Annotated in this window: 12 protein-coding genes; 8 read left to right on the top strand and 4 right to left on the bottom strand. The window is 65.7% G+C overall.

From position 1 onward, the window contains the following. Positions 1–30: 30 nt before the first annotated feature. Positions 31–693 (bottom strand): MspA family porin, encoded by a 663-nt coding sequence (locus ABH933_RS32560; protein ID WP_429421467.1) that lies wholly within the window; start codon positions 691–693, stop codon positions 31–33. A 523-nt stretch (positions 694–1,216) separates the two neighbouring features. Between ABH933_RS32560 and ABH933_RS32555 the strand changes: the two genes are divergently transcribed. From ABH933_RS32555 to ABH933_RS32545, 3 genes are all read left to right on the top strand, one after another. Beyond that, positions 1,217–1,372, top strand: coding sequence for a hypothetical protein (locus tag ABH933_RS32555; protein ID WP_429421465.1), 156 nt, complete (start codon positions 1,217–1,219; stop codon positions 1,370–1,372). A gap of 208 nt (positions 1,373–1,580) precedes the next feature. Then, positions 1,581–2,333, top strand: a complete 753-nt coding sequence (locus tag ABH933_RS32550) for an isocitrate lyase/PEP mutase family protein (protein WP_215915731.1) — start codon at positions 1,581–1,583, stop codon at positions 2,331–2,333. Positions 2,334–2,402: 69 nt separating this feature from the next. Next, positions 2,403–3,029, top strand: a complete 627-nt coding sequence (locus ABH933_RS32545; protein WP_429421463.1) for a hypothetical protein — start codon at positions 2,403–2,405, stop codon at positions 3,027–3,029. 15 nt (positions 3,030–3,044) lie between these two features. Here ABH933_RS32545 and ABH933_RS32540 read toward each other — a convergent pair whose 3' ends face one another. Further along, the gene (locus ABH933_RS32540) at positions 3,045–4,307 is read right to left on the bottom strand and encodes a cytochrome P450 (protein ID WP_429421461.1); all 1,263 of its coding nucleotides are present in this window, start codon (positions 4,305–4,307) and stop codon (positions 3,045–3,047) included. 192 nt (positions 4,308–4,499) lie between these two features. Here ABH933_RS32540 and ABH933_RS32535 point away from each other — a divergent pair, with 192 nt between their 5' ends. Both ABH933_RS32535 and ABH933_RS32530 read left to right on the top strand, forming a co-directional pair. Next, on the top strand, positions 4,500–4,649 hold the full coding sequence (locus ABH933_RS32535) for an ArsR family transcriptional regulator (RefSeq protein ID WP_429421459.1): 150 nt from the start codon (positions 4,500–4,502) through the stop codon (positions 4,647–4,649). Between the two features lie 120 nt (positions 4,650–4,769). Next, on the top strand, positions 4,770–5,177 hold the full coding sequence (locus ABH933_RS32530; protein WP_215915728.1) for a nuclear transport factor 2 family protein: 408 nt from the start codon (positions 4,770–4,772) through the stop codon (positions 5,175–5,177). A gap of 41 nt (positions 5,178–5,218) precedes the next feature. Here the strand turns inward: ABH933_RS32530 and ABH933_RS32525 are convergent, their stop codons facing one another. Further along, positions 5,219–5,395, bottom strand: a complete 177-nt coding sequence (locus ABH933_RS32525) for a hypothetical protein (RefSeq protein WP_429421457.1) — start codon at positions 5,393–5,395, stop codon at positions 5,219–5,221. A 759-nt stretch (positions 5,396–6,154) separates the two neighbouring features. Here ABH933_RS32525 and ABH933_RS32520 point away from each other — a divergent pair. The 3 genes from ABH933_RS32520 (at position 6,155) to ABH933_RS32510 (ending at position 10,885) form a co-directional block, all read left to right on the top strand. Further along, the gene (locus ABH933_RS32520) at positions 6,155–8,266 is read left to right on the top strand and encodes a glycoside hydrolase family 172 protein (protein ID WP_429421949.1); all 2,112 of its coding nucleotides are present in this window, start codon (positions 6,155–6,157) and stop codon (positions 8,264–8,266) included. A gap of 317 nt (positions 8,267–8,583) precedes the next feature. Then, positions 8,584–9,891, top strand: a complete 1,308-nt coding sequence (locus ABH933_RS32515) for a fatty acid desaturase family protein (RefSeq protein WP_429421455.1) — start codon at positions 8,584–8,586, stop codon at positions 9,889–9,891. A gap of 25 nt (positions 9,892–9,916) precedes the next feature. Continuing rightward, on the top strand, positions 9,917–10,885 hold the full coding sequence (locus ABH933_RS32510) for a patatin-like phospholipase family protein (protein ID WP_429421453.1): 969 nt from the start codon (positions 9,917–9,919) through the stop codon (positions 10,883–10,885). Positions 10,886–11,177: 292 nt separating this feature from the next. Here ABH933_RS32510 and ABH933_RS32505 read toward each other — a convergent pair whose 3' ends face one another. Further along, positions 11,178–11,606, bottom strand: a complete 429-nt coding sequence (locus ABH933_RS32505; protein ID WP_429421451.1) for a DUF4254 domain-containing protein — start codon at positions 11,604–11,606, stop codon at positions 11,178–11,180. Between the last annotated feature and the right edge of the window lie 773 nt (positions 11,607–12,379).

Genomic DNA, 12,379 nt, shown 5'->3' with positions numbered 1-12,379 from the left:
CAAGTGTCCTCGAGAAAGTGGTGGGTGAACTCAGCCGAGGCTGAACGGCATGCCGTAGAGGGTGGTCTTGGTGTAGTCGGGGCCGACGATCTCGACCGTCACCACCTGCCGGGCCTGCGCGTAGCCCGCACAGCCCTGCACGGTGACCTCCTGGTCCTGCATATCGAAGTGATAGACACCGCTGGTGGTCATATCCTTCTGGTCGTAGTTCACCCACTTGACCTGGCCCGGAGCCAGCGGCAGCGACAGCGAGCCCGACAGGGTCGGGGTCGTGCTGATCTCGCCGGAGACGCCCGCGGTCAGGGCGCCCAGCGCCACCTGGCAGCCGACGACATACCCGACCGACATGGTCGAGGCGCCGTGCGTCGAGGAGTTGTTCGTGCCCGGGTTGTTGATCGGGCCGTTGTTCGGGCCCACCGTGCCGGGCGGCGTGGTCACGTTCGCGGTGATGTGCGTCGAGAGCCAGGCGACGCGCCCGGCCCCGTTCGCCGCCAGCGACGGCGAGATGTTGACGCTGTTGCCGACACTGTCGATGGTGACCCCGGGGTTCACGACGTGGCCGTCCGGCAACGGCACGAAAGTGTCCGCGTTGGCGGCACCCGTCGAGAAGAGCCCGATCGCGGCGGTGCACGCCGCGGCGATACCGGTGGCCCGGAGAACCCAGGCCGAACCGGCTTTCTTGATATCCCTCATCAGTCCTCACTACCAATCATCAGGCAATGCCCCGAGACGAAGTCGGAGCATTCGTCCGGTGCGCCGGAAGGTCGCTTCACAGAAGTCGTAAACCGCCGAATACAATGCGCACCGTGCCGAACGGTAGCTCAAATCACAAAGAAACCCAGTTGGTGTTTCCTTCATTGAATCTCCGGACATCACGGCCTATTTCGCGCCGATTTCCATCAATGAAATAGATCCTTCATTGAAATCACGGTGGCTTCGGGCGCCCCGGCTGGGCACGCTGAAGACGGCCCGTACGGACTTCCTCGGCGCTCAACCCTCGAGCGAGCACCGGACTGCACTCCGGAACCCTCGATCCGCCGTCGAGGTTCGTAAGACCACCGGGCTCTGGGCGCGCCCGTCGAAATGTATGCCCCTCATCATGTTTCGGCGGGCACGCCCCCACTCCGGTGTCAAGACCCCTGGTGTGACACATCCGATGCGGAACATCCCGCGTCCTGATTCGCTTTTGGGGCCCGCGGCGAGCAAACTTCGGGGCATGAGCCAGGAGAGCGGGCCAACGCCCGGATTGTTCAGTCACACCACAGCACCCATCGAGACCGACAGCACCGCGTCCCACGACAAGGTGCAACGGCCTTTGTTCAGCAGCGCACCGTCCGCCGAGCCGCAGGTCCCCACCGACGGCGACCGCTGACGGGTCGCCCCCGTCACCGCCGCGATTCCACCCCGTACTCCGGCGATACTCCGCAGCCACCGCCACGTCGCTTCGGCCGCACCAAGCCTCGTCGTCAAGACTTCCCGGCCGTTCGGCCCGCGCATGGCGCAGATGCGCAAGTGGCCCGCCCGAACTCGCGCCCGAGTGGACCACCACCGAGGACGCACAGCCGATTACGCTGGGACGCGTGAACGCACTCAGCGAGAAGGCCACCACATTCCTGTCCCTGCACCGCCCCGGTGATCCGGCGATCCTGCCGACCGTCTGGGACGCCTGGTCGGCGAATCTGGTGCAGCAGGCCGGATTTGCGGCACTCACCGTGGGCAGCCACCCGCTCGCCGATTCGCTCGGCAAAGCCGACAAGGAGGGGATGACCTTCCCCGAGGCGCTGGCCCGCGTCCGCGAAATCACCGCCGCCGTGGACATTCCCGTCTCGCTGGACATCGAGTCCGGCTACGGCCTGAAGCCCGAACAGCTCATCGAGGGCCTGCTCGAGACCGGCGTGGTCGGGCTGAACATCGAGGACACCGTGCACAGCGAGGGCGGCAGGCTGCGCGAACCGCAGGAGCACGCCGATTTCGTCGCGGGCCTGCGCCAGGCCGCCGACGCCGCGGGCGTGCACGTGGTCGTCAACGCCCGCACCGATCTGTTCCTGCGCCAGGACGGCGATGCCGAGACCCGCGTCGAGCGCGCGATCGCCCGCCTGCGCCTCGCGGCCGAGGCCGGCGCCGACGTCCTGTACCCCGTCGGCGGCCACGACCCGGAAACCCTGCGCCGCCTGACCTCCGAACTTCCGCTGCCGGTGAATGCAATTGGCATGCCCGACAAGGGCGATCGCGCGTACTTCGCCGAACTGGGCGTCGCCCGAGTCAGTTTCGGCCCGTTCCTGCAGGCGGCACTCACCGCCGAGACGAACCGACTCCTCGGGCGCTGGAGTTGATCGCCCTCACCTGGACCGAGCTCACCCATCACACCTGATCCGGGCGAGTGGGCACGATCGGCGCTGAGGGTGCTGTCCGCAATTCGCTCGGCAGACGAGCCCACACCCCTGTGGAGCTTTCCGCTCCCCGGGGATTCGACGGTCGAGCTGTTCGTCAAGGACGAGTCGCGACGGCCGACGGGAAGCCTGAAATACGGTCTCGCGCGCAGTCTGCTCGCGGATGCGCTGCGGCGCGGACGGATCGAACGCGCCGCCCCCACCTGGATCGTGACAGGTGTCGGCACCGGAGCCACCTCCCGCGCCATCGGCCGCCATCTGCGCACACACGGGCACACCACGCGACTGGCCGTGGTGGATCCGCAGAACTCGGCGTACTTCCCGGGCTGGGCCAGTGACTGCCCCGATTACGCCACCAGCGTCGCGGCCATGCGTCATCTCAGCGATATCACCGGCAGGTCCGCCGGTCCGTCCACCGGCGCTTGCCTTGTGGGCGCCCTGCACCTGATCGCCCGGATGCGCGAGCAGGGACGAACCGGGACTGTCGTTGTCGTGCAGGGAGATTCGGGCCGCCCCTACGCCGACACGTATTACGACGACGGTTGGATCGACGCCAAGGGCTGGGACCTGACCGAACCAGCGGCGGCACTTGCACACTTCGCAGCGACAGGCCGCTGGGATCTCCCCCGTTCGGCCTGAGTTCCGGGCCCGACCTCAACTCCCGCCGTTGAGCACGGGTGACGGTGGGAAGACTACGGGCAGAGCCGACAGGGACCGGTGGAACGGGCCTGGCCGCCATGTGAGGTTCTCGACCGCGGTCGCGAGCCGGATTTCGGGGAGCACGTCGAGGAGCTGGTCGATGGCCTCCTGGGCGACCAGGTACGCGATCGATCGGCCGGGGCAAGCGTGCAGGCCGGCACCCCAGGCCAGATGCGAGCGGTTGCCCGCGTAGCCGTTGCGGTCGGTGATGGAGGGGTCGTCGTTGCAGGCGGCCATGCTGATGACGACAGGTTGGTGCGCCGGCAGCCAGACATTGTCGATCAGGATCGGCTGGCGGGGGTATCGAGTGCACAGATTCGCCAACGGCGGATTGGTGAACAACACTTCATCGAGTGCGTCACGGGTGAGCATGCTGCCGCCGAGGACGCTTCCGGCGAACCGTTCGTCGGTCAGTATCAGTACCAGCGTGTTGCCGATCAGGTTCTGCATGGGTTCGATACCGGCGCCGTACATCAGCACCAGTTGCTCGACGGCCTCGACGTCCTCGAGCGCGACCGGATGCCGCAGCATCCGCGTAGTGATGTCGTCACCGGGTTCGGCCCGCTTCAGCGTCACCAGGTCGGACAGGGCTCGGATGATCATCGCGTTGCCGGTTTCGGCTTGGGTGCCGTCGAGCATGGCGGCGAAGCCGGCGGCGATGTGCTGTCCGGTCTCTGGTGGGCAGCCGAGGATGGCATTGACGACCGCAAAGGTCAGGGGGAAGGCGTACTGGCTGATCAGCTCCGCCGACCCCGCCTGACAGAACGCGTCGATCAACGACGTCGCGACCTGTTCCACCGTGTGGCGCACGGCATGCAGGTCGGCGTTCTCGGTGCCTGCGAGGATGGCCTGCCGGTACCGGGCGTGTTCGGCGCCGATGCTCTGCAGGGCCGCGGGTCGCCATTGCATCACAGGCAGCACCGGACTGTCGGCCGGAACGGTCTTCTCCCAGATTCGCGAGTCGGATGGAAAGTGGTCGGAGTCATGGAGGATCTGCACTGCGGCGCGGTAGCCGATCACCAGGGTGGCGGGCACACCCGGCGCCAGTTCCACCGGAGCCAACGAGCCGAAACGCTCGCGCATCGAGCGGTACACACGGTGTGGATCGGCGGCGAATTCGGGTGAGTACAACGGAACACGCGGCCCGTCCGGGCCGGTCGGCAAGCTCTGTACGAGCGGGCGAGCGGCCGTGAGCGGCGAGAACTGCGGCGATGTCAAAGGTGTGACTCCGGGAGGTAGGTCAGAATTCGGCAACCGCGATCCGGGCTGGCCCAGGACTCGGCCGCCGCAGCGTACCAGCGAAACCGCGCTCCACACGTTAGCACAAAGCCGAAGCGCAACAACATAAGTCGAGCGGGGTGGGGAAGAGGCGATGCACCCCACGACTGGCAACAAGATGGTCCCATCACCGTGGCTGGCGAACCTCGGAGTCCCCTCGGCGAGGAGAACGGCGGCGACCTTGCCGCTGCCGTCGAATTGGCGGAATCCACGGTCTCCCACCATCTTTCCCAGCTCCGCGGCCTCACTTCCACCACGACGGCCACGGGATCGGCAGACTGACGATAACGATCACTTATCGCTGCAGTTCCGGACTGCCCCTTGGTCGACGCCACGATTCGCGGTGAACTGGTCTCAACGAAAGATCAGGGCCCGCAACGGCTCCCGACCAGGAGGCACACCATGAACCGCAACGCCGAGCAGACCGTCCGCGAGTACTTCGACGCCCTGGCCACCGGTGGCGACGTCGCCGCGTACTACGCCGAGGACGCGACCTTCTGGTACCCCGGCGACCTGCCGATGTCGGGCACCTGGCGCGGGCGCGAGGCCATCGTCGAGGGCTTCCTCGGCGCCGCCTTCGGCCTGCTGGACCCCGACAAGGAGACCACGATCGAGGTCACGAACATCATCGCGGCCGAGCCCTACGTCACGGTGGAATGGGATTCGATGGCCACGGTCCGCAACGGCAACGCCTATCACAACAAGAACATCGCGATCTTCCACGTACAGGACGGCCTGATCACGACCGCCCGCGAGTACGCCAACACCCAGCACTGGGAGCACGTGCTGCGCGACCCGCAGGCGGCGTGAGTCCCCGTCCGACCGAACGAATCTCCCGGCCGGGGACGCGGCTACCCGGGCGGAAGGTGTTCCCTGGCCCAGGCGTCGGCCGCCAGCTTCGCGGCCTCGACTCCGCGAGCGGATACCTCGCGAAGCATCCCGCCGTCGGGCCGGGAGATGAGCCAGGCGCAGGTGGTGCCGGTGGTGCCGGTGATGCGAGCATGGAAGGTGCCGAACGTTTTGGTCAACCACCATTCGGCCGGGTCACCGGCGACCTCCCACCCCTCGGACGCGTGCTCCGGTCGGACGGGCCCGAACGGCCCTCCGCCCGCTTTCCTTCGCGCCTGGCCGACCACCCGTTTCCTCTCCGTTACCTCTACCGACCGATACTCTAATATTCTCGCCTACCTTGCGAGACAACAAGTTTTCGAGCATGGAATTCAGCGGTAAACTGACCAGCTCGCATTTCTGAGCATACCGAGCAAACCTTCCAGCTGCGGCAACTCGAACAGCCCCGGGAGCGTCGTCACCAACGCCCACCTGCGCCAATGCTTCTGGAATACGACGCCGTCACTTCCCCTGAAAAGCCCGGGCGGGCCGCAACACCCTTCCGCGCAACAATCTCGCACACAGGCACACCGAAAACACCATGCCGCAGTGAAATTTCCGATGCAAATACAGTGCGCTAACCCCCGCTCGACGCTATCGCTACCGACACAGCAAATATTCGCGCCCCCGACGAGGAGATGATCCGCGGCGAGAAAATCCGATGGGAGCGGTTCCGCGCGGCGATAGCGCAGGCCAAGCCGCGGCTGCCCCGCGATCACGGCCACCTGACCGCCCTGGATACGTCGTATTCCTATCTGCGGCAATTCAATCCAGTGGTGTTGTCGACCGCGTGCGGGTTCCCAGCAATGGCCGTATCGCCAGGGGCGGTTCCCAAGGTCGAGCTGGAAGATTTCGATCACGTTCGTGCGATCAGGGGAAGGCGGAAGTACATGGCAGTGATGTCGAGGCGGAGCCGGCGATGGCGTTTGCTGCCCGCGTTTGCCGCTGCGGGCGCAGTCGTGCTGTTGGCCGGATGCAGTAGCGGACCGGGTACACCAGCGCGGAAAGCGCCGAACCGTGCGGAAATCGATACGCCGCTGACAGGTTGGGACACCTACCGCCGGCTGGACCGACTGCCATACCTACAGCGCGGATCCCGGACACTCGAGTTCTCGAGTTTCGATCGCACGGGCGGCACCTACGAGGCATACACCGGAAACAACAACGGCAGCGGGGGGTGCCTGAGCACCGGCGGAGCGGGGTGCGTGATCGCCCAGGACGCGGGAGCGGGCGAAATATCCTCGATCTGGTTCACCAACGATGTGAATGGTGTCCGTGGTGACGTGTCAGCCATGGGGAACATCCGGATCGAACTTGACGGGCGAACCGTACTGGACGCTCCCCTGCAGTCGGTCGTGAACGGCAGCCTCGGCGCACCCTATGTGTTCCCGCTCGTCGCGAACGCCCAGCAGGCAGGAGGCGGGGTGTACATCAAAGTCCCTATGCCCTACCGCGACTCGATCCGGGTCAGCGTCCAAGCAAAGCTGAAGTACTACCACGTCTACTACCGACATTTCCCGAGCGCAGACGGAATTCGGGCCTTCGACCCGTCCGACCACGCCGACGACGTCGTGGCCACCCTGAAGACGGCCGGAACCCGCGACCCTAAACCGGTCCTGCCTGGAGTCCATACCGAGACGCATACTGTCGACATCCCACCCGGTGCGAGCGTTCCGATCGCGTCGGCGACCGGCTCCGGCAGTATTGCGGCGCTGCGATTGCGCCTTCCAACCGACAGCGACGAAATCAGATCCGGGCTACGGCTGCGGATATCCTTCGATGGGCACCAAACCGTCGACACCCCGGTTGGTGAATTCTTCGGCTCGGGGCTGGGCGCGGCGCCTGTGCAGTCGTTGCTGTTCACGGCCGAGCCGAACAGCTGGATGTCGAGCTGGTGGCCCATGCCCTACGGGCACGATGTACACATCAGCGTGCTCAACACCACTGCCAATCCGATCGCGCGAATCCAGACCGACGTCTCCTCGGCGTCGGATCCGCAATGGGCCAAGGCACTCGACAACCACAGCGCCGGGTATTTCACTGCCGTTTCCGACGGCGCACCGACCACATCCGGCAAGGATTGGTCATTCGCCGACCAGCCGGGACAGGGCAAGATCGTCGGTGTCAACGAGACCATGCGCGGCCACCGCACCCCGACATCGTTCTCGCCCGCGGCCCCGACCTTCCTCGAGGGTGCCGACCGCGTCTACGTGGACGGCCTGCGCTCGCCGCAGCTGTACGGCACCGGAACCGAGGACTTCTATGAAGGCGGCTGGTACTTCCTGGCGCATATCGAGTGGTCACCCGACATCAAAGCCGAACCCGATCATTTCCCGATCGGCGGGACGAACTACAGCGCACCGTTCACCGGTATGCCAAACCACCGCGGGCCAGGCCCCGGCTGTCCGGACTACTGTCTATCCACCTACAGGGTGATGCTGGCCGACGCCATGGATTACCGATCAGGAATACGATTCGGGATGGAACACGGCAAACGGGACCTCATCGATGCCGACTACAGCTCTACCACTTTGATGTACGCCCAGCCCGATACCGCGATGACCCATAGCGACAGCCTGGATCTCGCCGACCCGGCCAGTCGTAACCAACACGCCTACGCCAACCCGGACGGCAGCCGATACCACCTGGTCAGCCAATACGAGGGAACCGAGGACGCGGTCGCGGTACCCGGCACGGTCGAAGTGGGAGGCGGCCGGATCACGTTCCGGCTGCATATATCGCCCGACAACAATGGCGTGCTGATGCGCCGCATCTCCGACCAAATCGCCGGCAACCAGTCCGCCCAAGTATCCGTCGACGGCAAACCCATCGGCACCTGGATGCAGGCCCGCAGCAACAATGTCCACCGGTGGCTGGAGGACTCCTACCCACTGCCCGGCTCGCAGACCGCTGGCAAAACCGAAATCACGGTGACACTCACCCCCACACCCGGCACACCGCCTTGGACAGCCACGCAGTACTCGGCCGACTCACTGGCGGAAGGGCATTGACACCTCCACCGCCGTGTGCCGCATGTTCTCCAAATCCTCGGCGCGATAGCCGAATTCGAGTCGAAAAGCCAACCCCATAGCCGCGCCGCAGCTGAGCGCGGTCGAGGCACAGGAGGGCACCCCGCGATCGCGCGTCGATGCCTTCTCTCTGGTGGCGAATCGTGCATATGAGGCTACGTTCGTGCGGTTCATTCGTTCGCACCCGTGCTGAACCACGACGGTTCGTGGGTGACGGCCAACAGGAGAGAAATTCGGTGAGCACGGCAACCGCAATGTGGTGTCTCGCAGGTGAACCCGCGGGTTGGGCAGGAATGTAGGTGGCCATCACCGATATCCAGGCATACGCCCATCTCACCGAGGCCGACATCGATGAGCTCGGCCGCGAACTGGACCAGATCCGCACGGACATAGAGCAATCGCTCGGACAGTCGGACGCGGACTATATCCGGCGCGTGATCAGAGTTCACCGTGGTCTCGAGGTGACCGCGCGTGGACTGTTGTGCGCCAGCCGATATCGGGCGCCGCGCAGGGCCGGGACCGTGCTGCTGGCGGTCGCGAAGATCATCGAGATGATGGAGCTGGGCCACAACATCAGTCACGGCCAATGGGATTGGATGAACGATCCCGAAATCCATTCCACCAGTTGGGAATGGGATTTCCTTGGCCCGTCCGCGCATTGGAAGCGCGCACACAACCATGTTCACCACACCTACACCAACGTCTACGAGATGGACGAGGACCTGGGCTTCGCCGTCCTGCGGATGACCCGCGACGAGCCGTGGCGTCCGGTCCACCTGCTACAGCCGATCACGAATCTGCTCATCGCCGCGTCGTTCGAGCTGGCCATCGCCGTCCACGACGTGGGGCTCGAGCGACGGCACCTGGGCATTCCCCGCGGCCGGGTGGGGTCGAAACCGAATATCGAGTTCGCGCGAAAGATGGCCCGCCAGGTCGGCAAGGACTTCGTGCTGTTCCCGGTGCTGAGCGGGCGGCGCGGGTTCCGGCACACGCTCGCGGCGAACGCCACCGCGCTGTTGCTGCGGAACCTGTGGTCCTACCTGGTGATCATGTGCGGGCACTTCCCCGACGGCGCGGAAAAATTCACCGTCGAGCAACTGGACGAGGAGACCCGCGGGGAGTGGTATCTGCGGCAACTGCTGGGCTCCGCGAACTTCACCGCCGGCCCGACGCTGGCGTTCATGACCGGCAACCTCTGCTATCAGATCGAACACCACCTGTTCCCCGACCTGCCCAGCAACCGCTACCCCGAGATCTCCGAGCGCGTGCGCGCCCTGTGCGACAAATACGACCTGCCGTACACGACCGGCCCGCTGCTCACGCAGTTCTGGCTGGCGCACCGCACCGCGTGGAAACTCGCGCTGCCGGATCGATTGCTGCGCCGCACCTCCGACGACGCCGCCGAAACCCGCTCGGAACGCAAGTTCTCCGGCGTCTCGCCCACCTCGGCCGATCGATCCCTCCGGGCGGCGACCGCCCCGGCCATCGGCGCACGACGCGGGCTTCGCACCGCCCTGGCCGCGGCCGAATCACCGAAGCGCCGAGCCGATCACGGTGTGCGCCGGTGGATTCGGCGGTGGATCGCCTCGATCGCCGGACGGCGCTGAGGGACACCAGTTGAAAGGACAGCCCTTGACGACAGAGCGGCCCGTGGTTCGGATTCTCGCCGGAGTGGCGGGCCGCAGCCTCACGCTGATGGTCGGGATGGCGAGCGGCGCGGTGGACGCGATCACAGCCCGGCGAGACCAGAACAGTCCGCAATCTGCGCCCGCGGTGCAACCGGTCGCCGTGGGTGTCAGCGGTGGCGCGATCGCGGCCGCGGCGATCGCGCTGGGAATGCCCCGGGACAAGGCCCGGCAGATCGCGGTCGCATATCCCGAACAGGATGTCCTGGGCGCGAGGAGCTTTCGCGCCATGCTGACCCGACACGCACTGTACCCGCAGCCACGGATTCGAGAACTTGCCCACGCTGTCGTCGGTGACCGCACCTTCGCAGACTTCGCCCTCGATCCAGAATCCTCCGAACAGCAGCCACACCGAGCCGCGTCATCATTGCTCATCCCCGTTTACTCGGCCGAACACGGCACCCTGCTGCTGCCCCGCGACCTCCCGAAGCTCGGCCTGTCCGACCTGCCCGTCGCCGATGCTCTGGTCGCCGCCACCCGGATACCCGGAGCCCTGCCCGCGGCCCCGGGACTCGAGGACATCTTCGACGGCGGTTGCCAATACCGAGTGCCGCACGACATCTTCGCCCCACACCCCGCCCTGATCCTGGACCTGTACGGGCCGCAACCGTACGACAGCCGAGGCGGATTGATCTTCCCACTGCTGCATCCATCACTGCCCGCAATCGCCCACCGCCCGCGTCCATTCCGCGACGAGACCCTGTGCGAGTCAACCATTTTCGCCCACGAGCCCTACGGCGCCGCGCTCAAGGCGCCCACACGGACATCCGAAGAACAGTTCGACACCGGTTACGACATCACCACGAGCTGGATCAATTCCCGGTCCGACCAGCAACTTCTGAACGTTCTCGACCCGGATGTCCTCGGTCTGCCGAAGGAGACCGTCGCGGCCGATCGAGTCCGATCCATCGCCTGATTGGTCGGCGGCACCTAGCCTCGCGCGGCGCCGGGATCGCGCAGCCACAACGCGGACGAATCGACCAGGTACCGGATCGCCTCGCTGGAGTCCCCTTCTCCTCCGCCCGCAGCCGCTGCCACGTCTCGTAGTCCCAGCCTTCGGCCTCCTGGAAGTCGCACTCCCGCAACGTCGCCCGGCCGTGCAGCTCGTCGTCCAGATCGATCGTGGTCACGCTCATATTCACTCCTGGCAGATGCTCGCACCCGTTTCAGCAGGGTGCGGGGCGAAACGGCGGCTCGCTCAGCACGGGTTACGGCCCGCCCGGCAGGCGGCGGCGGCCGATGTGGAGCTCGGCGATGAGGTCCTCGTAGCCGATGGCCAGCTCGGCCAGGCGCTCCCAGGCGTCGCCGAGGCGCCAGTCGACCGGGCTGGCCAGAGCGGCGTAGGCGGTGGCGGTGAACCGCGCGACGCGGTCGACGACGGCACCCAGGGTTTCGGTGTGCACGTGGGCCGAGCCGTGCGCCGGCGGGAGGGACGAGGTGACGCAGCGGTCGATGTCGGCGATGTGTTCGGCGCGTTCGATATCCAGCTCGGCCGTCTCAGGACAGGTTGAGCCCAGGCGTCTTTCGTGGAGCTCGGTGAGAGCGTGCGCCGCGCGCAGGATCGGATGCCGATCGTAGTCGAGGCCGCGGCAGGCATGCAGCAGTTCGGATTTGGTGGGCAGGGGTTCGCCTAGCATGGTGGGGCGATCTTCGAGGTGGGACATCTGGGTGCCATGGGTTCTCGTGTCGTGGGTGGATTCGGGGTGGATGGATCGGGCGCGGAGCGGATTTCGCGCGGCATCGATTCGGTGTGGAATATTCCGAGGCTGAATATCTCGGCCGGAATGTCTTGTACCGTCCGACATTCCGAATCTCGAGCCCTCCGGCGCGCTTTTACCGGTCCGCAGACATCGGTCCGGCGAATTCCGGCCGAGAGCATGTCGAAATTACTGGGTGCGGATGTCGAGATTTATGGGTGCGAATGCCGAATTGGAATGTCTCCGCAGTGAACTTCCCCCCGCGCGAAGGCCTCAGGCGGACGCGCAGAGGGGGCATTGCTCCGGAGGGGCCGACGGATTCGGATGCCCCAGTTCGATGAGCATCATCCAGCAGAAGCGGATCATGTCGCAGTCGCTCAGCGTGCAGTCCGCGTGCCGCTCACGGTTCAGCTCTCTATGCATCTGCGCAGGTGATAGCGGGTTTCCTGGGATGTCGTGGTAGACGGGGTTCCACCGCAAGGAGTGTCCCTCTCCTTCAGGATCCGGCATGCGCCGCGGTGGCCGGCCGTAGCATCCCGGCCCCGATCAAGGCGCGCTTGGCCTGTCTTTTCAGCGCGCACACGGTAATTGGACAATCGATATGTTCTTGCATGATTCGATGCGCTACGGGGATCGTCATAACGGTCACAACGTTGTGATCCGCGGGCTGCAGGCCGTACATGGTGGCCCCCTTTCCGATTGGCTGGTCGATG

Source organism: Nocardia sp. GP40 (assembly GCF_050434125.1).
Classification (GTDB): domain Bacteria; phylum Actinomycetota; class Actinomycetes; order Mycobacteriales; family Mycobacteriaceae; genus Nocardia; species Nocardia albiluteola.
This window is presented reverse-complemented; position numbering and strand designations above follow the sequence as displayed.